This is a genomic window from Dactylosporangium sp. NPDC050688 (assembly GCF_040654515.1).
GTDB lineage: Bacteria > Actinomycetota > Actinomycetes > Mycobacteriales > Micromonosporaceae > Dactylosporangium.
Window position 1 is genome coordinate 1 of record NZ_JBFAIC010000020.1, and the last position, 25,408, is coordinate 25,408.

Genomic DNA, 25,408 nt, shown 5'->3' on the forward strand with positions numbered 1-25,408 from the left:
CAGACGATCTGGAACGGCAACGGCGGCCGCACGTACTTCTACCAGAACGAGATCCCCTACGACGTGCCCAACCAGGCCAGCTGGAGCAGCGGCGGTGGGGCGCAGGGCTGGGCGGCGTACAAGGTCGGCAACAGCGTGACCAGCCACGAGGCGTGGGGCCTGGGCAGCTACTGCTACTTCAACACCAACCCCAGCGTCGTGCTCGGCCACTCCTTCGAGGTCCCGGTCACCCCGAACGTCAAATTCCACAACATGGTCACCGTCTCCCTCGGCGGCACCGGCACCATCTCGCACGTCATCAACAACACCGGCGACGCGGTCAACAGCAGCCACCAGGTCACGAACCTGGTCAGCGGCCCGTAACAGCGGCCGGCATCCCCGTCCGATCCGAAGGTGCGGCGCCGCCCGAAGCGGCGGCGCCGCACCGCGACCCTCAGGAGGCGCCGTGAGGCGATCCATCTCCGCGGCGACCGTCGCCCTGGTCACCGCGGGCACCCTGACCGGCGCGACCGTCGCCGCCGGCCCGGCGAGCGCCGCCCGGCCCGGCCACGGCGCGCTGGTCACCGGCACCTACTCGACCGGCGCCGCCCACGCGTGGCAGCCGCTGCCGGACGTGCGCGTCGGTGACGGCGCCGGGATCCGCGCCGACGCCACGGTCGTGGCCGACCCGAGCAGGACGCGGCAGTCGTACACCGGCATCGGTTTCTCGATCGACGAGACCACGGTGTCGAACCTGTGGAAGCTCACCCCGCGGCAGCGGGAGGACGCGGTGCGGCTGCTCGTCGACCCGCGCACCGGCGCCGGGCTCGACCGCTTCCGGCTCACCATCGGCAGCCCCGACCTCATCGAGCACCTGCCGTTCTGGTCCTACGACGACCTGCCCGCCGGCGTCACCGAGGACCCCGAGCTGAAGTACTTCAGCATCCAGCGCGACATCGACCTGCACCTCGTCGACACGATCAAGCTGATCCAGAAGTACAACCCGCGGGCCACGTTCCTCGCCTCGGCGTGGAGCGCACCGGCGTGGATGAAGACCAACAACCGCTTCCTCGGCGAGGTCGCCCTCAAGCCCGGCAGCACGAGCGAGTACTACCAGGTCGGCAAGCTGCGCGACGACCGCATCGACGTGTTCGCCCGGTACTACGTCAAATACGTGCAGGCGTACGCCCGGCTCGGCATCCACGTCGACGCGCTGACGCTGCTCAACGAGCCCGGCATGGACGTCGTCTACCCGGCCATGGACATCAGCGTCGAGCAGCAGCAGCGGCTGGCCGTCGCCATCGACCGCGAGCTGCGCAAAGCCCGCCTCGACGTCGAGCTGTACATCCACGACTTCAACTTCTGGGACTGGCGCGACCCCAACAGCACCGCCACCAAGAACTACTACCGCGTCCTGAACGACCCGGCGGCGGCCCGCGCGGCGGACGCGATCGCGTTCCACCCGTACTGGGGCGACCCCACCGTCATGCGCGACGCCTACGAGCAGACCGGCAAGCCGGTGCACCTCACCGAGACCAGCGACCTGTCCCCGGCCACGGTCCTGGCCGACTTCCGCCTCGACGCGTCGTCCTACATCCTGTGGGCGCAGGCGACCGACCAGGACGGCGGCACCCTGCACTGGACCCCGGCCCGCGACAACAACATCGACTGGGACGAGGTCGCCCGCACCACCAAGTGGCCCGACCGCCTGGTCAAGGTCGATACGACCACCCGCACGTTCACCGTCCGCGACGAGCTCTACCAGCTCGGCCAGTTCGCCCGGTACCTCGGCCCCGACCACGTGCGGGTCGAGTCCAGCGGTACGGCCGGCGGCATCAGCAACGTCGTGTACCGCGACCGCCACGACGGCTACGTCGCGGTGATCGGCAACGCGAACGCCACCGACGCGACCGTACGGGTCGTGCTCGCCGGCAAGTCGTTCGTCGCGACGGTCCCCGCCCACGCGTACGCCACCTTCCGCTGGACCGCCGAACTGCCCCGCGGCCGCAACCGCGCCCCGGTCCTCGCCGACCAGGGCCCGGTCGTCGTCGACCAGTACAGCACCGCCCAGGTGCGGCTGCGGGCCACCGACGCGGACCGGGACAGCCTCGCGTTCTACGCCACGGACCTGCCCGACGGGGTCACCGTCGACGCGGCCACCGGCGTCGTCACGCTGCACCCGACGGTGCCCGGCGCCATCGACCTCGCCGTCACCGTCACCGACGGCCGGGCCAGCGACCGGGCCACGGTCCGCGTCACCGTCCGGCCGCACGGCGCCCCGGTGGGGGAGAAGATCGAGGCCGAGGCGTACGTCGCGCAGCACGGCTGGACCGACGGCGGGCCGAACTTCGTCGAGACCAACCCGTCGGCCAGCGGCGGGCGGAACGTCGGCTGGACCGCCGCCGGCAACTGGCTCGCCTACCGCCTCGACGTCGCCCAGGCCGGCACCTACGACGTGGAGCTGCGCGTCGCCAACGGCACCGGCGCCCCCGCGACCGGCGCGATCTCCCTGCGCGACGCGACCGGCCAGGTCCTGGCCACCGCGACCGTGCCCGACACCGGCGGCTGGGGCGCATACCAGTCGGTGCACGTCCCGGTCACCGTCGCCGCCGGCGACCAGCAGCTGACCCTCTACTGCGAGACCGGCGGGTTCAACGTCGACTACCTGCGGCTGACCGCGTAAACGCCCCCGTGCCGCCACGCCCCACCGGGCTTTCCCGGTGGGGCGTGGCGGCACGTCTGGACCCCGGTCGGCCACGTGTGGACCCGGGGCCCGAGGCTCGTAACGAGCTCAACACGCGCCGGTAAACTCTGCCGCCGCCGGACCGGCCACCAGGTGATCGAGGGAGCTCACCGGCCGGCGCCGTCCCTGCTCCGGGGGCTTCGGGACCGAACTATCGCGGATGTCCCGTGGCCGCCGCAGGGTTCTGCCGTGAGTGATCCCCGCCCATACACTGCGCTGCGGAATTGATCACGCTCGGCATACCGGTCGTCACGGACCGGCCGACTTCAGAATCGGAGCACGCGCCGCGATGCGTCCTTCCCTTCGGCCCACAACCGCGTCACCGTCCTTGCGCAGCACCTCTGGTGGCCCGCGATGACGGGGTACGGGCTCACCCGCCGGCAGATGTCCGGCGGCGGCGTCTGGCTCTTCCAGATCGGCGCCAGCTCCCCGATGGCGGTCCTGGCCGGCGGCATCGTCGCCACCTACGCGACGACCGGCACGGTGGCCACGCCCCTGACCTTCGCGCTGCTCGGCGTCGCCCTGGCGCTGCTCGCCGTCGGGTACGTGTCGATGGCCCGCAACGTCCCGCACGCCGCCCCCGCGTACGCCCTGCTCGCCCACGGCTTCGGGCCGGCCGCAGGCATCATCGGCGGCGCCCTCGCCCTGGTGTTCTACTCGTGCATCCAGATGAGCCTGTACGGCCTCGTCGGCGCCACCCTCGCCGGGCTCCTCGGCGGCGACTGGGTCGTGTGGGCCGGCGTGCTCTGGCTCGCGGTCGCCGTCTGCGGCCTGCTGCAGGTGTCGCTGTCCGCGTTCGTCGTCGGCTCCGTGCTGTGCGTCGAGCTCGTCGTCATCGCCCTGTTCGACCTCGCCGCGTTCTCCCACCCCGCAGGCGGCGCGATCACCGTCGCGCCGATCAGCCCGTCCGGGCTGTGGGCGCCCGGCATCGGCGGCGCGCTCGCCCTCGGCATCGCCGCGTTCATCGGGTTCGACACCGCCCCCGTGTACAGCGAGGAGGTCCGCACCAGCCGCAGCATCACCCGCGCCACCACCGCCGCGCTGCTCTTCATGCCGCTGTTCTACGGGCTGACCGCCTGGGCGCTCGCCGCGACCGTCGGCGCGGACCGCATCGCCACCGTGGCCGCCGACCCAGAGGCCGGGCTGCCGTTCACGGTCCTCGACACGTGGTACGGCAGCGGCCTGAGCCTGCTCGCCACGATGCTGCTCGTCACCAGCGTCTTCGTGGCCATGCTGTCGTTCCACAACGTGCTGGCCCGGTACGCGTTCGGCATGGCCCGCGAAGGCGTCCTGCCCGAGTGGCTGGCCCGCACCGGCGCCGGCGGCCAGGCCGAGGGCGCCCCGACCGGCGGGTCGATCCTGCAGAGCGCGACCGCGCTGCTCGTCGTCGGCCTGTTCGTGGTGCTCGGCGCGGACCCGATCGCCGTGCTGTTCACCTGGCTGTCCGCGGCCGGCGCCGTCGGCATCCTGCTGATGCTGGTGCTCATCTCCGCCGGGAGCATCCGGTACTACCGGCGCGGCGGCGGTACCCGCGAAGGCCTGCTCGTCAGCACGGTCCTGCCGTCGCTGGGCGTCGTCGCCGGTGCCGGCATCCTGCTGGTCACGGTCGCCAACCTGTCCTCGCTGCTCGACATCGCCGGCGACTCGGTGCTGCAGGCGGTCATCCCCGCCGCCGTGCTCGCCACCGTCCTGGCCGGGGCGCTGTGGGCGCTGGCGCTGCGCTCGCGCCGCGCGCCGGTGCTGGCCGAGGTCGGCCGGGGCAGACCGGACCCGCTGCGAGTGCTGGACCGCCGGCTGAAGGACCTCGATGTTTGAGCCGAACCGGACGGTGACGCCGCCGCCCGCACCGGCACCGTCGTACTCAGCCCCGGCCGCCCTGTCCTACCAGCACCCCGCGCCCGCCGCCGCTTCGTTGTACTCCGTTGCCGACGGCCCGCCGTACGAGCGCTCCGCTCCGCGGTTGCCGGCGCACCGCCGTACATCCGCCGCATCGGACGAACAGGAGACCCGGCACCTGCACGCGGTGCCGCAGGAAGGCCCCCGCGGGCCGGGCGGCGACCCGGCGGCCGACATCACCGCCGCCTTCCGCGGGGAGGTCGTGTCCCGGCTGCGCCGCTTCTCCGTCCTGCACACCCGCCACGCGTGGGAACGCCGCCGGCGCGACCCGCTCAGCCCGCACGGCATCGCCCTGTTCTACCTGGAGCGCGGCGTGCCGGTGCCGCAGCAGCTGCGCACCGCGACCCGGATCTTCCTCGCCGACGACGAGGCCAACGACCTGCCGATGCTGCTGTACGGCCTGGCCCGGCACGCGCACGAGGGGTACCAGGCGGACCCCCGCTTCGACCCGCGCAGCATGATGGCCAACAAGTGTGACCCGATGTCCGCCGCGGTGTTCGCCGGCGTCGGCGTGTGCACCCTGGACACCCCGCTCGGCACCTGGGCCGAGGCGCAACGGCACGCCGCCAACGAGTTCGACCTGCCCGGCCGCTGCTTCGCCCGCCTCATCGACGGCACCCGGCTCGTGCTGGACCGCGGTGGCCGCAAGCAGTTCAACGGCCTGTCCGTGGAGAGCTCCGTCGATGACGCCAACACCCACTACGGGGTGCCGAGCATGCAGTGGCGCTGGAACCCTTCCCTGGCCGAGGTCGAGCCGCACGACCCCGCGTACCACGTCTGGCGCTGGATGAGCGAGCTCGGCCGCATCATCGACCTCGGGTCGCGGCCGCGATGAGCGCCGCCACGCCGTTACCGGAGGACCCGTCCGTCCTCGGCCGGCTCGACCAGTTGCACGCCGACCTCACCCGGCACGCCGCCTACGATCTCGGCTTCCCCGGCGCCACCGACCTGCCCGACATGACCGCCGTGGCCCGCTTCGAGCGGCTGCTGCTCAACAACGTCGGCCACCCGTACGCCGCGGGCGGTGCGTACCGGCTGCACACCAAGGTTGTCGAGCACGAGGTCGTCCAGTTCGTCGCCGACCTCGTCGACGCCCCGCTGGACAACCGGCACGGGTACGTCACCACCGGCACCACGGAGAGCAACCTGTGGGCGCTGTGGCAGGCCCGCCGGCACCTGCCCGGCGCGGCCGTGTTCGCCTCCACCGCCGCGCACTACAGCGTCGCCAAGAACGCCGAGCTGCTCGGCATGCGCCTGCACCTCATCCCCGCCGACGACCGCGGCGAGATCCGCTACGACCGGCTGCGCACCGCCGCCGCCGAGCACCGCCGCCGTCGCCGGGGCACGGGCGCCATCGTGGTCGCCACCATCGGCACCACCATGACCGAGGCCGTCGACGACGCGGCCCTCGTCGACGAGGCCCTCACCCTCGCCGGCATCGACCCCGGCCGGCGCTGGATCCACGCCGACGCCGCGCTCGCCGGGATCCCCCTCGCGCTGACCGACCCGCTGAGCCGTCCCGGGTTCACCTTCGCCGACGGCGTGCACTCCTTCGCCGTCAGCGGCCACAAGTTCCTCGCCACCCCGTTCCCCTGCGGGGTCGTCGTCGCCCTCGCCGACCGGCACAGCGGCCGCGGCAGCATCACGTACACGGCCGCCCCGGACAGCACGATCACCGGCTCCCGCTCCGGCCATGCCCCGCTGTGGCTGTGGTACCTGCTGCGCCACTGGGGCCTGCCGGGCCTGCGCGGCCGGGCCGCCGCCGCCCGCGAGCTCGCCGGGTACACGGAGCGGCAACTGCGGGGGATCGGCTGGCCCGCCTGGCGTGCGCAGGAGCACGCGTTCACGGTCGTGTTCCCCCGCCCGCCGCAGCACCTCCTCGAACGGTGGCCCCTGGCCACGGACGAGCACGGCAACGCGCACGTGGTCTGCATGCCGGGCAAGAGCCGGGACCTGGTCGACCGGTTCGTCGGCGACCTCGCCCACACCCTGACCGGCGCCGGGACGGCGCCGAAGACGATCGCCTGCTGAGCTGGTCCGGTGGTTGGGTGGTGACGGCTTGGGCGGTGACGTCTTGGGAGGTGACGGCTTGGGTCGTGAGCGCTTGGGCGTCACGGCTTGGGTCGTGACCGCTTGGGCCGGGCGGTGACCGGCGCGGCGGCTGCCGTGCTGCGGAGGCGGTGGTCCCTGCGGGATGCACCCGCCGCCGCGCCGATCATCGATCCCCGTGTCTCCTGAACCTAACAAGGTCCCGCCCCTCGTCGGCACCCTTCACCGTCCTGCGGCCGCCCTCGAGGGTCACGGTCCGGTCACCGTCCCCGCCGCCAGCAACGCCGCCGTCGGCAGCGCCAACCGCCCGTCCGGGTCGAGGTAGGCCGCACTGACCTGGTCGTACGCCCGCCGCACCCGATCCACGACCGCCGCCGGCTGCCCGTCCAGCAACGCCCCCGCCGGATACGCGCACAACCCCGCGAAACTGCCTAGGTACGCCCCGCCCGCCCGGCCCACATCGCCCGCTCCCGCGCATCGAACCCGTCCACCACCCGCGTGCTCCCCTCCACCCTCATGGTCGGACATCGACCTTGTCAGACCCTTGAGTGACGTCGGCACCCCTCGATTCGTGAGATCGCGGGGGCCGTGCGCCGCAGCGAGGGAATGTGACGAAAGCAGCGGTGCGCCCGGCATCTGCCGCCGGATCCGGGCAACCCATCCGCCCGCGCGGCAGCGCGAATCGCCCACGGCGCGGACGGGCGGGCCTCGGCTACACTCTGCGCCGCGGAGATCGTTTCGACAGGTGGGGACACGACATGGTCATCAAGAGTGAAGAAGACGTCAAGAATGTCCTCGGTATCGACACCTGGCGGAATCTCTCCAAAGACAAGGTCTTCCAACTCGTGGCCATGATGCCGGAGATCGACAAGGACATTCAACTCAAGATCATCGAACAGCTCCCCGAGATCACAAAGATCGCCGTCAAAGTGATGACGACGGTGCGGAAGGTGCACGATGCCACGCTGTCGTCCAACGAGAAGAGCCAAGAGCATGTTCATCAGGGCTACCAAGAGGTCAGGGCGGCGTACATCGCCCAGCTCGAACGGGATGACCTGGACCCGGAGACCCGCAGGTATCTGAACGAATACCTCATGCAAACCGCGGACAAGGATTACGCGAAAGACTCCGAGAACAAGCACTACCTGGACCGGTGGGCCAGCAGGGCGGCACTCGGCGCCGCCGCCGCCGTTGTCCTGACTGCCGTCGCCGTCGGCGGCAAAGTGGCGCTGCAGAACCGTGACGCACTACCGAAACTCTGAGGCTCGCGATTCCGCCGCGCGCCGGAGTCCGATCTGTGCGCCGCGGCGTTTTGGTCGACCGCTCCCGTTGAGCGGCATCAGACGATACGGGTCAGATGTTCAGATCCGTGACTCTTGATCCGCCGGGGCTGCGATGACGCGGAATCCCGGCTCCCTGATCTCTTCGAAAAAGGCGGATTCCCACCGCCGGCAGCACGCCGGCTGACGTCGACCGGCGCAGCGACGAAGAAGCCTCCCAGCGACATCGGCCACCGTGACCAACAAGCCGTGTCACGGCTTACCTCATGACCGAGCGCGATCCCGTCGATGAAGACATCTGGTCCACAGCGCTCCGACGTGGCACTGGCTGGCCACCGCCACCGGACCTCACGCCGACGGGGCCGCGCACCCCGCCGCTGCCTCCAGGGCGGAGCGCCGGACCGGCTGCACCGCCGTCCGGCCCGACGACCTTGACCATCCCGACCGGACCACCGACCGGACCACCGACCGGGGAAGGTGATCTCGTGCTGGGTCAGCTGGTCAGGGGTTGGGCGCCGTGGCCGGCGAGGGCTGGCCGCAGGCGGCGGCTGGCGCCCTTGGTGGTGGTGACGTGGGCGCGTGGTGCAGGGGCCGGTCAACGGTCGCGATCCGGGCATGATGGTGGTGGCGAGTTCGACGGTGCGGGACCCATCACGACCAGGCGTTCGTGCACCCTGTCCGCACGGATCCTGCCGCGGGACTTGGTCGACGAGCCCCTCGACCTTTGGCAGAAACGCGTCGATCAGGTTCGGCCGTGCCGCGCGGGTGAACGGGTCCCCGCCAGCCTCGCGCAGGCCCACATACCGTTCGACGGTCTTCGGATCGCAGCCGGCGAGCTGCTCGGCCAAGTGCACGCACCCGGTCAGGTCGAGTGCATGGGGTCGGCACCCGCACCGATCGGCCGGACAGATCCGATTTCATGAAGCCGGGACCGAGATCACCTGACCGCTTACCGGGAATTCCGGTGCAGGTCCCGCGGAGGCCCCTACGGGCGGCCGAAAGTCGCCCGCGTCGTTGCGCTGCCGGCCACGCCACGCCACGCCGCCACGCACACCCAGAGCCGCCCGGACCGGGCCCGGCCGCCTCAGCCGAGCACCTCCGCAACCCCCGCCTCGTCCCCCGCCTGGAACGCCGCCAGCAGGGCGGCGAACCGGTCGGCCGGCAGGATGCGCACGCCGAGCTGCTCGGCCTTGTCAGCCTTGGAGCCGGCGCCGTCGCCGACGACGACCAGGTCGGTGCGCTTCGACACGGAGCCGGAGGACTTGCCGCCGAGGCGTTCGACGGCTTCGTTGCCCTCGTCGCGGGTCAGGCCCGGCACCGAGCCCGTGACCACGACGGTCATCGGGGTGCCGTCGGGGCGGCGCAGCGGCAGCGGCACGGCGGCCGCGGCACCGTCGGCACCGGCGTCAAGCGGGGCGCCGGCGGCGGTCGGCGGGGTCAGGTCGGGCTCGGACATGTTGACGCCGCGGGCGACCAGCTTCGCGATGGCCGGTGCCAGGTCGACCAGCTCGGCGGCGATGGTCACGGCGCGCTCCGGCCCGACGCCCTCGACCTGCTGCAGGTCCTCCACAGAAGCGTCCAGCAGCGCCTGCATGGTGCCGAAGTGGCGGGCCAGCCGGCGGGACATGGACCGCCCGGTCATGCGCACGCCGAGGCCGGTCAGGACCCGGGCGAGCGGCTGCGCCTTCGACGCCTGGATGCCCGCGACCAGCTTCGTGGCCGACACCTCGCCCATCCGGTCGAGGCCGGCGACCGTCGGCACGTCCAGGTCGTACAGGTCGGCGGGGTCCGTGACCAGACCCGCGGCGACGACCAGGTCGATGATCTTGCCGCCCAGGCCCTCGATGTCCATCGAGTGGCGGGCCGCGTAGTACGCGAGGGACTCGTGCGCGCCGCAGGCCCGGCCGCGGGTGCACCGCCACCGCTTCTGGCTGCGGTCGATCTCGCCGTCGCAGCGCGGGCAGCGGGCCGGCGGCTCGAACGGCACCGAGTCCGCCGGCCGCTCGTCGAGCTTCGCGCCGGTGACCTCGGGGATGACGTCGCCGGCCCGGCGCACGAACACGACGTCGCCCGGGCGCACGTTGCGCCGGACGAGGTCGTCGAAGTTGTGCAGGGTCGCGGACGTGACCGTGACACCGTCGATCTGCACCGGCTCCAGCACCGCGACAGGGGTGATGACACCGGTCCGGCCGATCTGCACCTCGATCCCCAGCAGCCGGGTCATGCGGGTGTCCGCCGGGAACTTGTACGCCACGCCCCACCGCGGCGCCCGGCTCGACGAGCCCGCGGCGTCCCGGTCGGCGGGCTGGTCGGCCTTGATGACGGCGCCGTCGATGCCGAACCCGAGCGTCCCTCGGCTCGCGCTGAGCACGTGCACCGCGGCGAGGACCTCCTCGACGGTGGCGCACACCGGCGTGCCGGCGACCGACCCGCCGGTCGTGGCGATGCCGAGCCGCTCCAGCTCGGCCATGGCCTCGGAGTGCGCGACCGCCGCGGGCCCGGCCCGGTGCACCGAATAGGCGAAGAACGACAGCGGCGCGTCATAGGTGCGGTCCTGCGCCCGCAGCGTGCCGGCGGCCGCGCTGCGCGGGTGCGCGAACGCCGGCTCGCCCGCACCGGTGCGCATTGCGTTGGCCCGCTCGAAGTCGGCGTCGGTCATGAACACCTCACCGCGCACCTCCAGGGTCACCGGCTCGGCGAGGCGATCCGGCAGCCCTGCCGCCCGCCGGGCCTGCCCGGTGACGTCCTCACCGGCGCGGCCGTCGCCGCGGGTCGCGACCTGCACCAGGCGGCCGTCCACATAGCGGGCGGCGATCGCCAGCCCGTCGATCTTCGGCTCGACGGTGAACCCGCCGGCGGGCCGGCCCAGGATCCGGTCCAGGCGCGCCGCCCACTTGCGCAGCGTCTCCTCATCGAACACGTTGTCCAGGCTGAGCATCGGGGCGCTGTGCACGACGTCGCCGACGACCCCGCCGCCGGCGCCGACGACCTCGGTGGGGGACTCGTCGGCCTTCCACTCCGGCTGCGCCGCCTCGGTCGCCGCGACCCGGGCCAGCAACGCGTCATAGACCGCGTCGTCCATGGCGAGGTCCGGGCCGCTGTAGTAGGCGGCGGCCGCCTCACGGACCCGGCCGACCGCCGCCCGGTAGTCCTCGGCACTGGCGAACGGCTCCGCCTTGGCGGCGTCGACGACCAGACCCGCACCGGCTTCCTGCACGACGGCCTCCATGGCATGTACCCCCTGCAACGACTGGACTGCCCGCAGCCTAGTCACGGGGTACGACAAAAATTCCCGGCGCCGCGCCAGTAGCCTGCCGGCATGGCCGCGTACATCAAGTCCGTGACGTTCGACAGCGCCGACGCGCTCGTGCTGGCCCGGTTCTGGGCCGCGGCGCTCGGCACCGACGTGGACGAGGAGTCCACATCGGACAAGGCGTTCGTGGAGGCGCCCGGCTGGGGCGGGCCCAACATGTGGTTCGCCCGCGTCCCGGAGGGCAAGACCGCGAAGAACCGCATGCACTTCGACCTGCGGGCGCCCGGCACGGTGGCCGACGAGGTCGCCCGCCTGGAGGCGCTCGGCGCCGCGGTCCTGCACGCGGGCGACGAACTGACGGTCATGGCCGACCCGGAGGGCAACGAGTTCTGCGTCGAATAGCCGACACCGGGCAGGACCTGCGCCGCGTCCGAAGGAGCCCGGGATCATCCGAACGGTCATTCCCGCGCGCGGGACACGGCGGACCGCCTGGGACGGCATATCGTGGCAGCGCTAACATCAACAGGGGGGAGGGCGATGCGTCCAACGAGCCAGGGCCGGGCTGCGGTCATGAATGACGTCGCGCGACTCGCCGGTGTCTCCCATCAGACCGTGTCGCGGGTGCTCAACCAGCATCCCAGCGTCAGCCCCGCCACGCGTGAGCGGGTCCTTGAGGCGGTACGGCAGCTCAACTACCGCCCCAACGCGATGGCCCGTGGCCTCGCCGGCCGGCGCTCCAGGGTGGTCGGCGTGGTCAGTTTCGACACGATTCTCTACGGTCCCGCCTCCACGCTGCTGGGCATCGAGCGAGCCGCCCGCGCCGCGGGGTACGGCGTCAGCATCGTCACCCTCGAGCAGGTCGACCACAGCGGCATGGTCGCCGCCCTGGAGGCGCTCGCCGACCAGTCGGTCGCCGGGGTCGTCGTGATCGCCCCGCAGACCGCGGCCGCGGCCGCCCTGCACAGCCTCCCGCTCGGCGTGGCCGCCGTCGCCGTGGAGTCCAACGTCGGCGGCGAGATCCCCGCGATCTCCGTCGACCAGGTCACCGGCGCCCGCCTCGCCGTGCAGCACCTGCTCGACCTCGGCCACCGCAAGGTCTGGCACCTGTCCGGCCCGCGCGACTGGCTGGAGACCCACGGGCGCATCGAGGGCTGGCGCAGCACGCTCGAGGCCGCCGACCTGCCCGCCCCGCCGCTGATGACCGGCGACTGGTCCGCCCGCTCCGGCTACCAGGCGGGCCTGGAGCTCGCCCGCCGCACCGACGTCACCGCCGTCTTCGCCGGCAACGACCAGATGGCGCTGGGCATGATGCGCGCCTTCCACGAGCACGGCATCCGCGTCCCCGACGACGTCAGTATCGTCGGGTTCGACGACATCCCCGAGGCCGAGTTCCTGTCGCCGCCGCTGACCACGATCCGCCAGGACTTCGACGAGGTCGGCCGCCGCTGCATCGCCGCTCTGCTGCGCGCCATCGAGGCCGACCTCCCGGAAGGCCCCGACCGCCCCGAGCCCGACCCGTATGTCGCACCGACCCTCGTCCTGCGCCGCAGCACAGCCGCCCCGAAGCGCTGAAGCGCCAAAGCATGGCTCCGGTCCGCCGTGGGCGCGGCCCGCAGCTCCCGTCAGCCACCGGTCGGGCCTTGGCGGCCCTCCCTGCCAGGTCCGCCGACAGTCACCCCGCCGCGGCCTGACGGCCGCGACAAGCACGCGGCCGCGGCCTGACGGTCGCGACAAGCACGCGGCCGCGGCCTGACGGTCGCGACAAGCACGCGGCCGCGGCCTGACGGCCGCGACAGCACCATCACCGCCGCCGCGCCCGATCCGGAGACGACCTCGAGCGCTCCAGCGGGTGCGCACTCACCGCCGGCACCGGCGTCGCCACCGGGTCGGCCGGCGCGCGTCGCGGCGCACGGACGGGATTGTCCCGCTCCGGGCCGCTCATGCCTCGTTCCTCGCCGCGCCGCGCTCGTCGAGCACCTTGCGAACCCCGACCGCTTCGCCGCCCACCCCCGGATCCTGATCTCCCCACCACCACTCATGATCCACGGCCGGATCCGGTCATCCGGACGGCCATTGCTGGCCTTTGATCAACGGTGGCATGATCGAAGGCGGCCCGTGGCTGTGCCCGTCGGCGTGCTCGGCGTTGGCCGGCGCGGCAACCACTCCTCGAAACCGCCATGGACAGCCGGATCCGTCCGTTGATCAAGGGTCGGGCGAGGTCGTTGGTCAAAGGGCGGGAGACATGGGAGCTGAGCCGGGAGAGGTGAGGGCCGGGTGCCGACCGCTTCGCCGACGGCCCCCGGACCCTGATCTCCCCACCACCACTCATGATCCACGGCCGGATCCGGTCATCCGGACGACCATTGCTGGCCTTTGATCAACGGTGGCATGATCCAAGGCGCTCCGTGGCTGTGCCCGTCGGCGCCCTTGGCGTCAACCGGCGTGGCAACCATCCCTCGAAACCGCCGTGGATAGCCGGATCCGTCCGTTGATCAAGGGGGCGAGGCTCGTGATCGAGGGGTGGGAGAGGTGGGGGCTGGGCCGGGAAAGGTGAGGGCCGGGTGTCGCCCGCTTCGCCGGCCGCACCCGGACCCCGATCTTCCTGCCACCACTCGTGATCGACGGAGGGATCCGGTCGTCCGGACGCCATTGCGGGTCTTCGATCAACGGTCACTTGATCGAAGGCGCTCCGTGGCTGTACCCCGGTCGTAGCGCCAGGCATGGCGGTCCCGGCCGGGGCTCCTTGCCGTCCTGCTTGAAGACGCGGAACGCCTCCTGGGTGAAGCCCGGCAGGCGTCGGTCCGGTTGCGGCCCGGCCAGCGGGCGCGAGCGCCGGGCGAGGCGGGCGCCGGCCGGAGATCGAGAATCGCGGCGCTGTTACAGATACTGCGAAAGCCGGTGGTGGCGTCTGCGGACGGGCGGTAATAGCATCGACCGGGATCTTCGCGGAGGGCTGATGCATTCCTGCACCAGCCCATGCGCGGATCAATGGTGTTCGGGATTTGAGGCAACCGGGAAAAGCATTCAGCTGGTCACGTCAAAATTGCCGAGCTTGGCGTCGGACAGAAACACCTGCCAAGCCGCCGGATCGAACCGTAGCACCGGTCCGTCCGGATTCTTGCTGTCGCGGACACCGACAGCGGAGGCAACGACTGCGACTTCCACGCAGTTGTTGCCGCCGTTGCCGTTGCTGCGACTGCTTTTGTGCCAGCTGGCATCGCTGAATTGGGCAGACAAAACGCGCACCTCCCTTCCTGTGAGCTGTGGCGGGCGCGGACAGCTCAGTCGAGCAGGCGTTCGATCAGCGTCACCGTCGATGCCTCGCTGAGCGCCCTGCTCCTCAGCCGCTCGAACTCGTCTCGGTAGCGCTTGACCTCCGCAGGCTGCTCCTCGTAGTAGTCCCCGGCAAGCCCTTCCAGGTATATGACATCCAAGTGGGCGACGTCGGGAAACTCGAGCAGCGCGACCGAGCCGCCCATGAACGGGTGCTCGCCGGCGCCGTACGGCACGATCCGCATGGACACGTTCGGCAGCGCCGCGACCTCGATGAGCTTGCGGCGCTGCTCCTGCATCACTGACGGACCGCCGACCACCCGGTGCACCACCGACTCGTCGATCAGGGCCACCAGCTGCAGCGGAGCCGGCGCGGTCAGGCGGGCCTGGCGCATCTTGCGCAGCGCCACCCGCCGCTCGATCGACTCCATCGGGTCGTGCCGGCGGCCGATGCCGATGAGCGCCCGCATGTACGCCTCGGACTGCAGCAGCCCCGGCAGCACGATCGGCTCCCAGACGCGGGTGATCGACGCGTCCGCCTCCATGCCGACGAAGTTGCCCGGCCGCATGACGTCGCGGTAGTCCGTCCACCACGTGCGCTGCCTGCCCTGGCGGGCCAGCGCCAGCAGTGCCTCGCGGTAGCCGGGGTCGCTGACCCCGTACAGGGTCAGCAGGTCGTTGACGTCCCGGGCTGTCACCGGCACGCGTGCGTTCTCAATTCTGGTGACCTTGGCCGAGTGCCACTCGAAGTGCCGGGACACGGATTCCTGCGTGAATCCGGCTTCCTCGCGACTTTTCTTCAGTTCCGCAGCCAGTCTACGGCGGCGAAGCGTCGGGCCCTCGTCCTTTCCGGCGTCAATGTCCACGGTAGTGATCATATGCAATTTGCGGGATGCGCATACCCCGAGTCTAGTACTCGTTGCACTACGCGCCGTGTCTGGTACATGATGCTCGGGGACATCGAAGCCAGCACATGCGCATGCTGGTCCTTTTTCGCTGACGTGCTCGGGGCGGACTCGAGGGAGCGTGGTCGCGATGCTTGCCAACAGCTATTACCTGATTGCCCATGATGATCGGACCGGTCGATCCCGGCTGCATCCAAGAGCCGCCGGCCTCGGCCTCGCCTCAGCGCTGCTCGGCGAGCTGATGGTGTACGGCCGGCTGCGTGCCATGACCGGCGACCTGTACGTCGTCAGCCAGGAGCCACCTGGCGACTCCCTTGCCCACTCGGTGCTCGACCTGCTGATCGCGCAGCCGCAGCACCGCGAGATCCGTACCTGGCTGGCGTATCTCGCCGCCGACGCCACCGACCAGGTCGGCGAGCGGCTGCTGCGCGCCGGCGTGGTCGAGCCGGTCACCCGGCGCAAGCTGCTCAGCGCGCAGACGCTGTACCTGCCGCTGAGCGCCGAGCAGCGCAACACCGCGGCGTGGGAGTCGATCCGGCTGTCGGAGGCGCTCGCGCACCGGCGCTCGATGGGCCTCAACGACCGGGCGCTCATCGCGCTCGTCGTCGCGACGGGCCTGACCAGGCACGTGTTCGCCGGTGTGCAGGAGCAGCGCGAGTGCATGCGCCAGCTGCCGGCGATCATGGCGTCCCTGCCGGACGACATCGTGCAGCTCGTGCAGTACACCGAGGCCGCGGTGGGCTCTGCGCTCGCCGTGGGTCGCCGGTGACGTCCGGGTGGGCCGCCATCACTATCACCGCGGCGCGTTGCGCACCAGCACGACCGACCGCGTGAGGAGACCGAACATGGCCGTGAGCACCGCGAGCGGGCCGGACATCGTGACCCGGGGACTGGCCAGCAACCGGCTGGGCGTGCCGTCCGTGGTGTTCTTCGGCGTCGCCGGGGCGGCGCCGCTGACCGTCATCCTGGGCGCCATCTCCACCATCTACGCCGTGGTGGGCAACACCGCGGTGCCGCTGGTGTACTTCGTCGCGGCGCTGATCCTGTCGGTGTTCACCGTCGGGTTCGTGGCGATGAGCCGGCACATCGTCAACTCCGGCGCCTTCTACTCCTACATCAGCCACGGGCTGGGCCGCGTCACCGGCGTGGCGGCGGCGTTCGTCGCACTGCCGGCGTACGCCGCGATGCAGATCGGCCTGTTCGGCCTGCTCGGCGTCGTCGCCTCCGGCATCCTCGAGGCGAGCGGGGTCAAGGCGGACTGGTTCGTCTGCGCGCTCGTCGGCTGGTTCCTCGTGGCGGTGCTCGGCGTGCTGTGGGTCGACCTCAGCGGCAAGGTCCTCGCCGTGCTGCTGACCGCCGAGATCACCATCGTGCTCATCTACGACGCGGTCATGATCGCCAACCCCGCAGGCGGCCGGGTCAGCACTGAGTCGCTGGCCCCGGCGCAACTGCTGACCCCCGAGGTCGCCGCGATGCTGGTCCTGGCGATCGCCGGCTTCGTCGGGTTCGAGGCGACCGTCGTGCTGTCGGAGGAGGCGAAGGACCCCAAGCGCACCATCGGCCGGGCCACCCACTGGGCGGTGCTGCTGCCCGGGCTGCTCTGCGGCGTCTCGGCCTGGGCGATGTCGGTGAACACCGGACCGGCCAACATCGTGCAGGCGGCGAAGGACGAGGAGACCGACCTGGTGTTCGCGCTGGTCACACCGCACGTGCCCGAGGTGCTGATCAACATCGGCTACGTGCTGTTCCTGACCAGCGTGTTCGCCGCCGCGCTGGCGTTCCACGCGGCGGTCGCCCGGTACCAGTTCGCCCTCGGCCGCGAGCGGGTGCTGCCCAGGCTGTGGGGTGTGGCGCACCCGCGCACCGGCGCGCCGCTGCTGGGCTCCATGACCCAGAGCTTCCTCGCGCTGGCCGTCCTCGTCGTGTACAAGGTGACGAAGACCGACGCACTCATCCACCTGTTCGCCTGGGGTACCACCGTCGGCGGCCTCGGCGTGCTGATCCTGATGTGGGGCGCGTCCGCGGCGGTCATCGCCTTCTTCGTCCGGCACCGCCGGCGGGAGAACGTGTGGCGCGCCCGGATCGCCCCGCTGCTGGCCTTCCTGCTGCTGAGCGTGGTGCTCGCGGCGACGGTCATCGGCCTGGGGGACCTGCTGCAGGTCGCGTCGGACTCCGTCTTCAACTGGGTGTTCTCGGCGGCGTACGCCGTGTTCGCCGTCCTGGGCGTGCTGTGGGCGCTCGTCATGCGCGCCGCGCGGCCGGAGTCCTACGCCGGGATCGGCCGGGGCGCCGAGCAGCGGGTCATCCCGGAGAGCGCCGGGCTGCCGGTGTCGCACTCGCTGCCCCGTACCTCCGACGTCGCCCACCACTCCTGAATCCGCGCACCTCCGTTCGTCCACTGTGGACACCGAGAGAGAGATGGTCATGACGCACGCCATACAGGACGTCGTCGTCCGCGACATCGAACCGGTCGACACCGACGAGATCACCGAGGTCCTCACCGCCGCGATGCGCGACGGCGCGGTGGCCCGGTGGATGGCGCCCGACCTCGACGACCGCCGCGCCTACGCCCCCGAGTACTTCGCCATCTTCGCCGAGCACGCGGTGCGCTTCGGCGAGGTGTACGCCACCGTCGACCCCATCGACGGGCGGCTGTCCGGGGTCGCGCTGTGGTTCCCGCTGACGCGGGCGATCCCGCCGCCGGTCGACTACGACCGCCGGCTCAAGGAGGCGGCGGGCCCGGCGTTCGACCGGGCGAGCCGGCTCGACGCGCTGCTGGAGGAGGAGCACCCGATCGTGCCGCACCACTACCTGGCGTTCCTCGCGGTGCGCCCGGAGCGGCAGAACCTGGGCATCGGCAGCGCGATGCTGGCCCGCCACCACAGCCGGCTGGACCGTGCCGGCATCCCGGCGTACCTGGAGGCCAACCACCCGCGCAACCGCGAGCTGTACCTGCGCCACGGCTACCAGAGCCGCCCGCCGATCATGCTGCCGGACGGCCCGCCGGTCTGGCCGATGTGGCGCCCGCCCTACACGTGACCGTCAGGCGGCGGTGGGGAACTCGTAGAGCCAGTACTGCTGCTCGTCGAGGCGGTGCGTGCGCACGTCGCCGGAGAGCCGGTGCAGCATCAGCCGCACCACCCGGGACATGTGCCGGACCTCGTCCGTGCGCCGGCAGAAGTCCAGCGCGATCAGCCCGTTCTGGGTGGCCGCGGCCAGATACATGGCGGTGACCAGCTCCCCGAACGCGGTGGCGGCCCGCCCGTCGCGCTGCACGGCGACGAAGCCGCAGTACCAGATGCGCCGCTCGGCGTAGTGCTGCGGCCACCGCCGCTGGAAGTACTGGGGCGAGATCAGCGGCATCGAGTCCAGGTCGTTGGTGTAGACGGCCAGCCCGCGCAGCGTGTCGTCGTCGTCGAGGCAGAGGTACTTCGTGACCCGCGGGTCGTCCATCACGTCGTCGAACTCGTTGCGGTACATGAGGTGCCGCTGCACCGCCAGGGCGTTGAGCTCCTCGAACGCCTCGGAGTAGAGCGTCCAGGCCGCTTCGCGCAGTTCGCCCTGTACCTGGTCGACGGTCTTGACGTTCATGTCCAACACTTCCGATCCGTGCCGGCCTTGATCAGTATATTTCGATAGATGGTTCATTGACGGTAGTACAGATGTCACGATGCGCAATATCCTGACCACGGAGAATCAAGTGGACAGGGGGCAGGGTGGACCACGGCCGCCGAACGCCGGAGCTGCTCATCGACCTCGACCGCGTCGCGGCGGAGTACCATGCACTCGTCGCGGGCCTGCCGGGGCTCACGGTGCACTACGCCATGAAGTGCAACCCCCACCCCGAGATCCTGGCCGAGCTGCACGGGCTCGGCTGCCGCTTCGAGGTCGCTTCCGCCACCGAGCTCGACCTGCTCGCCGCCGTCGGCGTCGACCCCGCCGGCGCGCTGTTCAGCAACCCGGTGAAGCCGCCGGCCCACATCGCCCGCGCGCACGCCGGCGGCCTGTGGCGCTTCGCGTTCGACTCCGAGGACGAGCTGGACAAGCTCGCCGCGGCGGCCCCGGGCGCCGCCGTCTACGTGCGCCTCGCCGCCCACCAGATCCGCAGCGGCGTGCCCAGCGAGGGCAAGTTCGGCGTGGACACCGCCACCGCCGTCACGCTGCTGCTCGCCGCCCGCGACCGGGGGCTGCGCCCGTTCGGCGTCGCCTTCCACGTCGGCTCCCAGATGCTGCTGCCGCAGGCGTGGCGGGCGCCGCTGCGTGCGGTCGCGCAGGTGATGGAGAAGCTCGCCGCCGAGCAGGTGCTGCTCGACATGGTCGACATCGGCGGCGGCTTCCCAGCCCGCTACGGCCGCGCGGTGCCGCCTTTGTCGGAATACGCGGCGGCGATCAGAACTGGTCTGGACGGGCTGCCGTACCCCGTCGAGGTGGTGATCGAGCCGGGCCGCGCGGTGGTCGCCGCCGCCGGCACCCTGCGCGCCACCGTCATCGGCACCGCGGTGCGCCACGGCCGGCGCTGGATCCACCTCGACGTCGGCGCGTTCAACGGCCTGATGGAGTGCCTGGAGACCGGCAACGAGCTGCGCTTCCCGGTGACCGACTCGCGGCGCGCCGCGGCCCGCGAACGCTGCCACCTGACCGGCCCGACCTGCGACAGCCAGGACACCATCATGTTCGACGTCGAGCTGTCCGCCGGCCTGTGCACCGGCGACGAGGTGTACATCGGCAGCGCCGGCTCCTACACCAGCGTCTACGCCTCGTCGTTCAACGGCTTCGACCCGCCCGAGGTCCGCTGCGTGCGCGGGGTGCCGCGGCGCTCATGATCCCGAACGGTTCCGGTAGCCCCGGCTACCGGAACCGTTCGGGATCATCTCGGTCAGGCGTGGCTGCGGGCGGCGCTGGCGCGCACCACCAGCGACGGGGTCAGGTGGACCGGGGCGGTGGGCGCCGGCGCGCCGTCCAGGCGGGCGACGAGCAGGTCGACGCTGCGCCGGCCGAGCTCGGCGAAGTCCTGGTGGACCGTGGTCAGCGGGGGCAGGAAGTAGCCGGACTCGGGCATGTCGTCGAACCCGACGATGCTGGCGTCCTCGGGGACCGACCGGCCCGCCTCGTGAAACGCGCGCAGCACGCCCAGCGCGATGTGGTCGTTGCCGCAGAAGACGGCGGTGACCGCGGGGTCGGCGGCGAGGATCTGGCCGCGTTGGTAGCCGGAGCGGGCGGACCAGTCGCCGGCGGCGACCGGCGGCACCGGGGCGCCCGCCGCGTGCAGGGTCTGCCGCCAGCCGTCGATGCGGTCCCGGCCCTCGGGCCAGTCGGCCGGGCCCGGCACGTGGTGCACGGTGCGGTGCCCGAGGTCGAGCAGGTGCCGGGTGGCGAGGCAGGCGCCGCGCACGTTGTCGACCCGCAGCATGGGCACGGCGCCGTCGTCGGCCCCGCCCACCCCGACGGCCGGGGTGCCCGGTGGCGCCTGGGCGAGCGCGTCGGCGACGGAGTTCTTCGGGGCGATGGCGATGATGCCCTCGACCGCCTGCGCGCAGAGCTGCTCGACTGCGTCGAGCACGGCGTGGCGGTCCAGTGACCGCACCGTGGCGATGCTGACGTAGTACCCGGCCTCCCGGGCGGCCTTCTCGATGCCGTAGATCATCGAGGCGGGGCCGGCCAGGGTGGTCTCGAAGCCGATCAGGCCGATCGTGCGGGACCGGCTGGTCACGAGCGTCCGCGCGGCGAGGTTGCGGCGGTAGTTGAGGATCCGCACCGCGTCCAGCACCCGGCTGCGCGTGCCGTCGCTGACGTTGGGCAGGTCGTTGAGCACCCGCGACACGGTCTGGTGCGACACCCCGGCGAGGCGGGCCACGTCGCGCATCCCGACCTTGCGCGGCGGCGGGGCCGCCACCGCGTCGGGCGCGGCTCCACCGGCGTGCGCGACCGGCCCCCGGCGGCTGCGGTCAGGTGCCGTCGGCCCGGGCAGGCCCGCCCGCCGCGCCGGCACCCCGTCGGTCTCGCCCGGCACCGGCACCCCACCGCCGGTGACGGCCCGCGGCACCGCACCGCCGTCGACGGCCCGCGGCGCTCGGCGTCCGCGCAGGTCACGGCCGGGGTCGAACGCGTCGCGGCCGGTGGAAGCGGGGCCGCCGGCGATCCCCGTGACGCTACGTTCCGTAGGAGTGGCGACACGGTCAGTGGGAGCGGCGGTGGAAGCGGCGGCGCGGGCGGAGGCTCCGCGGTCCCGCCCGGAGCGCGCGGGGTGGGCCAACGAGCACCTCCGGTCACGAATCGACGTCACAGACTTGACGTCGGGGATGAGAACGCTAACACTCTCGACATACAACCGCGACGGCCAATGTAACCCAGGCCGAAGCGAGCTACCCCTATCGCCACACACCCCGGCGGTAGGGTGGTCCGCCCTTGAATGTGAACGTTCACGCGCACAGGCACAGACACCCCGTGAGGAGAAGGCGTAGTGCTGAAGAAGTGGTCCGCGGCCGTGCTCGGCGGCTTGTTGATGGTCGGCGCGCTCAGCGCGTGCGGCGGCGAGAAGGAAGGCGACGCCGGCAGCGGCGCGAAGGACGACGGCAAGATCACGATGGGCTTCGCGCAGGTCGGCGCGGAGAGCGGCTGGCGCACCGCCAACACCAAGTCGATCCAGGAGGCCGCCACGGCCGCCGGCATCGACCTGAAGTTCTCCGACGCGCAGCAGAAGCAGGAGAACCAGATCAAGGCCATCCGCAGCTACATCGCGCAGAAGGTCGACATCATCGCCTTCTCGCCGGTCGTCGAGTCGGGCTGGGACACCGTGCTCAAGGAGGCCAAGGACGCCAAGATCCCGGTGATCCTGACCGACCGCGCGGTCGACTCGAAGGACACGTCGCTCTACAAGACGTTCATCGGCTCCGACTTCGTCCTGGAGGGCAAGAAGGCCGGCGAGTGGCTGGTCAAGGAGTACCAGGGCAAGGCCGACACGGTGAACATCGTCGAGCTGCAGGGCACCACCGGCTCGGCGCCCGCCAACGACCGCAAGTCCGGCTTCGCCGACGTGATCAAGGCCGACCCGAAGTTCAAGGTGATCGCGTCGCAGACCGGTGACTTCACCCGCGCCAAGGGCAAGGAGGTCATGGAGGCCTTCCTGAAGGCCAACCCGAAGATCGACGTGCTCTACGCGCACAACGACGACATGGGTCTCGGCGCCATCGAGGCGATCGAGGCGGCCGGCAAGAAGCCCGGCGTCGACATCAAGATCATCACCGTCGACGCGGTCAAGGACGGCATGACGGCCCTTGCCGCTGGCAAGATCAACTTCATCGTCGAGTGCAGCCCGTTGCTTGGCCCTCAGCTGATGGACCTGGCCAAGAAGGTCATCGCCGGTGAGACCATCCCGCAGCGCGTCCTGACCGAGGAGACCACCTTCACCCCGGAGCAGGCGAAGGCCGCCCTGCCGGACCGCAAGTACTGAGAGGCGCAACCATGGGGACCGCAATGCTGAGCATGAGCGGCATCAGCAAGCAGTTCCCCGGCGTCAAGGCCCTTGAGGGTGTGGATTTTCGCCTCTTTCCCGGCGAGATCCACGCCCTCATGGGCGAGAACGGCGCCGGGAAGTCGACGCTGATCAAGGTGCTGACCGGCGTCTACGACATCGACGAGGGCGAGATCAGCCTCGACAGCCGGCCGGTCCGGTTCGCCGGGCCGCAGCAGGCCACCGAGGCCGGGATCAGCACCGTGTACCAGGAGGTCAACCTCTGCGCGAACCTGTCGGTCGCGGAGAACATCTTCATCGGCCGGGAGCCGACCCGCTTCGGCCGGATCCAGTGGGGCGTCATGCGGCGCCGCGCCACGGAGCTGCTCCAGCGCCTGGAGCTCGACCTCGACGTCACCGCCCAGCTGTCGACGTACTCCCTCGCCGTCCAGCAACTGGTCGCGATCGCCCGCGCCATCGACGTCGATGCGAAGGTCCTCGTCCTGGACGAGCCGACCTCCAGCCTCGACGCCGGTGAGGTCGCTCAGCTGTTCCGCATCATGCGGCAGCTCAAGGCGCAGGGGATCGCGATCGTGTTCGTCTCGCACTTCCTCGACCAGATCTACGAGATCTGCGACCGGATGACGATCCTGCGCAACGGCCGTCTCGTCGGCGAGCACCTCGTCGCCGACATCAGCCAGCTGCAGCTGGTCAGCCTCATGATCGGCAAGGAGCTGGCGCTGCTGGAGCGGCTCGAGGACGCCGGCAGGCGCTCGTTCACCGGCGTCGAGGCCGTCGCCGAGGCGCACGGGCTCGGCCGCACCGGCGCCATCGAGCCGTTCAGCCTCACCATCCACAAGGGCGAGGTCGTCGGCCTCGCCGGGCTGCTGGGCTCCGGCCGCACCGAGCTCGCCCGGCTGTTCTTCGGCGCCGACCGCGCCGACAGCGGCCGCGTCGAGATCGACGGCAGGCCCGTCACGCTGCACGGGCCGCGCACCGCCATGGGCCACGACATCGCGTACTGCTCCGAGAACCGCAAGACCGAGGGCCTGGTCGAGGAGCTGTCGGTCCGGGAGAACATCATCCTCGCCCTGCAGGCGGCCCGCGGCTGGACCCGCCCGCTGCCCCGCCGCCGGCAGGACGAGCTCGTGCAGAAGTACATCGATGCGCTCAACATCAACCCGAAGGACCCGGAGCTGCCCGTCCGCAACCTCAGCGGCGGCAACCAGCAGAAGGTCCTGCTGGCCCGGTGGCTCATCACCGAGCCGCGGCTGCTCATCCTCGACGAGCCGACCCGCGGCATCGACATCGGCGCCAAGGCCGAGATCCAGCGGCTGGTCGTCGAACTCTCCGACGGGGGCATGGCGGTGCTGTTCATCTCCGCCGAGCTGGAGGAGGTGCTGCGCCTGAGCCACCGCATCGGCGTCCTGCGCGACCGCCGCCTGGTCACGCAGCTGGACAACACCGACGCGGTCGACCTCGACCGCCTCACCGAGACGATTGCGAGCGGCGCATGACAGCGACGATCACCAAGCACAGGCTGTTCTGGCCGGCGGCGATCCTCGTGGTGCTGCTCGTCACGAACGTGTTCTTCTCCGGCAGCTTCTTCAAGGTCGAGTTCCGCGACGGCCACCTGTACGGCAGCATCATCGACATCCTGCGCGCCAGCGCGCCGCTCGGGCTGGTCGCGCTCGGCATGACGCTCGTCATCGCCACCGGCGGCATCGACCTGTCCGTCGGCGCCGTCGTCGCGATCGCCGGCGCCATCGCGTGCCTGCGCATCAGCAAGCTCGACGACCAGAACGCCGTCACCGGCGTGCTGCTGGCCGTCGGGCTCGCACTGCTGCTGTCGCTGGCGCTCGGCGTGTGGAACGGGTTCCTCGTCGCGACCATCGGCATCCAGCCGATCATCGCCACGCTGATCCTCATGGTCGCCGGCCGCGGCCTGGCCCAGCTCATCACCGACGGGCAGATCATCACGATCAACAGCAGCCCGTACAAGATGATCGGCGCCGGCTACTGGCTCGGCCTGCCGCTGTGCGTCATCATCGCCGTCGGCGTCGCCGTGGTGGCCGGGCTCGTCGTGCGCCGCTCCGCGCTCGGCCTGCTGCTGGAGTCCGTCGGCGGCAACGCCGAGGCGAGCCGGCTCGCCGGGATCAAGTCGCGCTGGCTGATCCTCATCGTCTACGTGTTCGCCGGGCTCTGCGCCGGCATCGCCGGCCTGATGATCAGCTCCAACGTGTCCAGCGCCGACGGCAACAACGCCGGCCTGCTCATCGAGCTCGACGCGATCCTCGCCGTCGTCATCGGCGGCACGTCGCTGGCCGGCGGCCGGTTCTCCATCGCCGGCACCATCCTCGGCGCGGTCATCATCAAGACCCTCGACATCACCATCTACACCGTCGGCATCCCGCCAGAGGTGACGCTGCTGTTCAAGGCGGTCGTCGTGGTGGTCCTGTGCCTGGCCCAGGCGCCGAAGTTCCGCGAGAAGTTCCAGCGCCGCCGGCCGTCCACGCCCGCCGCACCCCAGGCGCCGCAGAAGGTCGAGGTGACCGCATGACCGCGTTCGAGGTGCTGCAG

At 71.4% G+C, this 25,408-nt stretch carries 20 protein-coding genes and 1 pseudogene; 15 read left to right on the plus strand and 6 right to left on the minus strand.

Annotation, left to right across the window (positions count from 1 at the left end):
- The 5 genes and pseudogenes from AB0H83_RS20540 to AB0H83_RS20560 form a co-directional block, all read left to right on the plus strand.
- A pseudogene (locus AB0H83_RS20540) lies at nucleotides 1-363 on the plus strand (coagulation factor 5/8 type domain-containing protein); the annotation flags it as partial.
- An 82-nt stretch (nucleotides 364-445) separates the two neighbouring features.
- Nucleotides 446-2,662: a carbohydrate-binding protein gene (locus tag AB0H83_RS20545; RefSeq protein ID WP_360095979.1), complete on the plus strand. Its 2,217-nt coding sequence runs from the start codon at nucleotides 446-448 to the stop codon at nucleotides 2,660-2,662.
- Nucleotides 2,663-3,076: 414 nt separating this feature from the next.
- Nucleotides 3,077-4,537 carry an APC family permease gene (locus AB0H83_RS20550; protein WP_360095982.1) on the plus strand — a complete coding sequence of 487 codons (1,461 nt, stop codon included), beginning with the start codon at nucleotides 3,077-3,079 and terminating at the stop codon, nucleotides 4,535-4,537.
- Nucleotides 4,530-5,453: a hypothetical protein gene (locus tag AB0H83_RS20555; RefSeq protein WP_360095985.1), complete on the plus strand. Its 924-nt coding sequence runs from the start codon at nucleotides 4,530-4,532 to the stop codon at nucleotides 5,451-5,453. Before AB0H83_RS20550 ends, AB0H83_RS20555 begins: the two co-directional genes overlap by 8 nt.
- Complete coding sequence (locus AB0H83_RS20560; protein ID WP_360095988.1) at nucleotides 5,450-6,649, plus strand: pyridoxal-dependent decarboxylase; 1,200 nt, start codon at nucleotides 5,450-5,452, stop codon at nucleotides 6,647-6,649. The genes AB0H83_RS20555 and AB0H83_RS20560 overlap by 4 nt, the downstream gene beginning before the upstream one ends.
- A gap of 267 nt (nucleotides 6,650-6,916) precedes the next feature.
- On the opposite strand, the gene AB0H83_RS20565 is transcribed toward AB0H83_RS20560, so the two are convergent.
- A complete protein-coding gene (locus tag AB0H83_RS20565) occupies nucleotides 6,917-7,084 on the minus strand; it encodes a hypothetical protein (protein WP_360095991.1) in 168 nt (55 codons plus the stop codon).
- Between the two features lie 191 nt (nucleotides 7,085-7,275).
- On the opposite strand from AB0H83_RS20565, the gene AB0H83_RS20570 reads away from it, so the two are divergent.
- A complete protein-coding gene (locus AB0H83_RS20570; protein WP_360095994.1) occupies nucleotides 7,276-7,929 on the plus strand; it encodes a hypothetical protein in 654 nt (217 codons plus the stop codon).
- A gap of 1,102 nt (nucleotides 7,930-9,031) precedes the next feature.
- Here the strand turns inward: AB0H83_RS20570 and ligA are convergent.
- Complete coding sequence (gene ligA, locus AB0H83_RS20575; protein ID WP_360095997.1) at nucleotides 9,032-11,164, minus strand: NAD-dependent DNA ligase LigA; 2,133 nt, start codon at nucleotides 11,162-11,164, stop codon at nucleotides 9,032-9,034.
- A 102-nt stretch (nucleotides 11,165-11,266) separates the two neighbouring features.
- On the opposite strand from ligA, the gene AB0H83_RS20580 reads away from it, so the two are divergent.
- Complete coding sequence (locus AB0H83_RS20580) at nucleotides 11,267-11,602, plus strand: VOC family protein (protein ID WP_360096000.1); 336 nt, start codon at nucleotides 11,267-11,269, stop codon at nucleotides 11,600-11,602.
- Between the two features lie 168 nt (nucleotides 11,603-11,770).
- Complete coding sequence (locus AB0H83_RS20585; protein WP_360096003.1) at nucleotides 11,771-12,772, plus strand: LacI family DNA-binding transcriptional regulator; 1,002 nt, start codon at nucleotides 11,771-11,773, stop codon at nucleotides 12,770-12,772.
- Nucleotides 12,773-14,224: 1,452 nt separating this feature from the next.
- Here the strand turns inward: AB0H83_RS20585 and AB0H83_RS20590 are convergent.
- Both AB0H83_RS20590 and AB0H83_RS20595 read right to left on the minus strand, forming a co-directional pair.
- Nucleotides 14,225-14,446, minus strand: a complete 222-nt coding sequence (locus AB0H83_RS20590; protein WP_360096006.1) for a DUF397 domain-containing protein — start codon at nucleotides 14,444-14,446, stop codon at nucleotides 14,225-14,227.
- A gap of 35 nt (nucleotides 14,447-14,481) precedes the next feature.
- Nucleotides 14,482-15,339, minus strand: coding sequence for a helix-turn-helix transcriptional regulator (locus AB0H83_RS20595; protein WP_360096009.1), 858 nt, complete (start codon nucleotides 15,337-15,339; stop codon nucleotides 14,482-14,484).
- 169 nt (nucleotides 15,340-15,508) lie between these two features.
- On the opposite strand from AB0H83_RS20595, the gene AB0H83_RS20600 reads away from it, so the two are divergent.
- From AB0H83_RS20600 to AB0H83_RS20610, 3 genes are all read left to right on the plus strand, one after another.
- The gene (locus AB0H83_RS20600; protein ID WP_360096012.1) at nucleotides 15,509-16,147 is read left to right on the plus strand and encodes a GPP34 family phosphoprotein; all 639 of its coding nucleotides are present in this window, start codon (nucleotides 15,509-15,511) and stop codon (nucleotides 16,145-16,147) included.
- Between the two features lie 76 nt (nucleotides 16,148-16,223).
- Nucleotides 16,224-17,753, plus strand: coding sequence for an APC family permease (locus AB0H83_RS20605; RefSeq protein WP_360096015.1), 1,530 nt, complete (start codon nucleotides 16,224-16,226; stop codon nucleotides 17,751-17,753).
- 49 nt (nucleotides 17,754-17,802) lie between these two features.
- Nucleotides 17,803-18,417 carry a GNAT family N-acetyltransferase gene (locus AB0H83_RS20610; RefSeq protein WP_360096018.1) on the plus strand — a complete coding sequence of 205 codons (615 nt, stop codon included), beginning with the start codon at nucleotides 17,803-17,805 and terminating at the stop codon, nucleotides 18,415-18,417.
- Nucleotides 18,418-18,420: 3 nt separating this feature from the next.
- Here AB0H83_RS20610 and AB0H83_RS20615 read toward each other — a convergent pair whose 3' ends face one another.
- Nucleotides 18,421-18,969 carry a hypothetical protein gene (locus AB0H83_RS20615; RefSeq protein WP_360096021.1) on the minus strand — a complete coding sequence of 183 codons (549 nt, stop codon included), beginning with the start codon at nucleotides 18,967-18,969 and terminating at the stop codon, nucleotides 18,421-18,423.
- 125 nt (nucleotides 18,970-19,094) lie between these two features.
- Here AB0H83_RS20615 and AB0H83_RS20620 point away from each other — a divergent pair, with 125 nt between their 5' ends.
- Entirely contained in the window at nucleotides 19,095-20,201 is a 1,107-nt protein-coding gene (locus tag AB0H83_RS20620; RefSeq protein WP_360096024.1) for a type III PLP-dependent enzyme, read from the plus strand.
- A 53-nt stretch (nucleotides 20,202-20,254) separates the two neighbouring features.
- Here AB0H83_RS20620 and AB0H83_RS20625 read toward each other — a convergent pair whose 3' ends face one another.
- Nucleotides 20,255-21,421, minus strand: a complete 1,167-nt coding sequence (locus AB0H83_RS20625; RefSeq protein WP_360096027.1) for a LacI family DNA-binding transcriptional regulator — start codon at nucleotides 21,419-21,421, stop codon at nucleotides 20,255-20,257.
- A 459-nt stretch (nucleotides 21,422-21,880) separates the two neighbouring features.
- Here AB0H83_RS20625 and AB0H83_RS20630 point away from each other — a divergent pair, with 459 nt between their 5' ends.
- The 3 genes from AB0H83_RS20630 to AB0H83_RS20640 are packed head-to-tail and all read left to right on the plus strand — an operon-like array spanning nucleotide 21,881 to nucleotide 25,388.
- A complete protein-coding gene (locus tag AB0H83_RS20630; RefSeq protein WP_360096369.1) occupies nucleotides 21,881-22,828 on the plus strand; it encodes an ABC transporter substrate-binding protein in 948 nt (315 codons plus the stop codon).
- Nucleotides 22,829-22,851: 23 nt separating this feature from the next.
- Complete coding sequence (locus AB0H83_RS20635) at nucleotides 22,852-24,345, plus strand: sugar ABC transporter ATP-binding protein (RefSeq protein WP_360096372.1); 1,494 nt, start codon at nucleotides 22,852-22,854, stop codon at nucleotides 24,343-24,345.
- On the plus strand, nucleotides 24,342-25,388 hold the full coding sequence (locus tag AB0H83_RS20640; protein WP_360096030.1) for an ABC transporter permease: 1,047 nt from the start codon (nucleotides 24,342-24,344) through the stop codon (nucleotides 25,386-25,388). The genes AB0H83_RS20635 and AB0H83_RS20640 overlap by 4 nt, the downstream gene beginning before the upstream one ends.
- Nucleotides 25,389-25,408 lie beyond the last annotated feature (20 nt).

Excerpts from the sequence above, each read along its gene's own strand:
- AB0H83_RS20555 (WP_360095985.1), top strand. The coding sequence starts at position 4,530 with ATGTTTGAGCCGAACCGGACGGTGACGCCGCCGCCCGCACCGGCACCG.
- AB0H83_RS20585 (WP_360096003.1), top strand. The coding sequence starts at position 11,771 with ATGAATGACGTCGCGCGACTCGCCGGTGTCTCCCATCAGACCGTGTCG.
- AB0H83_RS20560 (WP_360095988.1), top strand. The coding sequence starts at position 5,450 with ATGAGCGCCGCCACGCCGTTACCGGAGGACCCGTCCGTCCTCGGCCGG.
- AB0H83_RS20635 (WP_360096372.1), top strand. The coding sequence starts at position 22,852 with ATGCTGAGCATGAGCGGCATCAGCAAGCAGTTCCCCGGCGTCAAGGCC.
- AB0H83_RS20580 (WP_360096000.1), top strand. The coding sequence starts at position 11,267 with ATGGCCGCGTACATCAAGTCCGTGACGTTCGACAGCGCCGACGCGCTC.
- AB0H83_RS20600 (WP_360096012.1), top strand. The coding sequence starts at position 15,509 with ATGCTTGCCAACAGCTATTACCTGATTGCCCATGATGATCGGACCGGT.
- AB0H83_RS20550 (WP_360095982.1), top strand. The coding sequence starts at position 3,077 with ATGACGGGGTACGGGCTCACCCGCCGGCAGATGTCCGGCGGCGGCGTC.
- AB0H83_RS20630 (WP_360096369.1), top strand. The coding sequence starts at position 21,881 with ATGGTCGGCGCGCTCAGCGCGTGCGGCGGCGAGAAGGAAGGCGACGCC.
- AB0H83_RS20610 (WP_360096018.1), top strand. The coding sequence starts at position 17,803 with ATGACGCACGCCATACAGGACGTCGTCGTCCGCGACATCGAACCGGTC.
- AB0H83_RS20615 (WP_360096021.1), bottom strand. The coding sequence starts at position 18,969 with ATGAACGTCAAGACCGTCGACCAGGTACAGGGCGAACTGCGCGAAGCG.
- AB0H83_RS20605 (WP_360096015.1), top strand. The coding sequence starts at position 16,224 with ATGGCCGTGAGCACCGCGAGCGGGCCGGACATCGTGACCCGGGGACTG.
- AB0H83_RS20640 (WP_360096030.1), top strand. The coding sequence starts at position 24,342 with ATGACAGCGACGATCACCAAGCACAGGCTGTTCTGGCCGGCGGCGATC.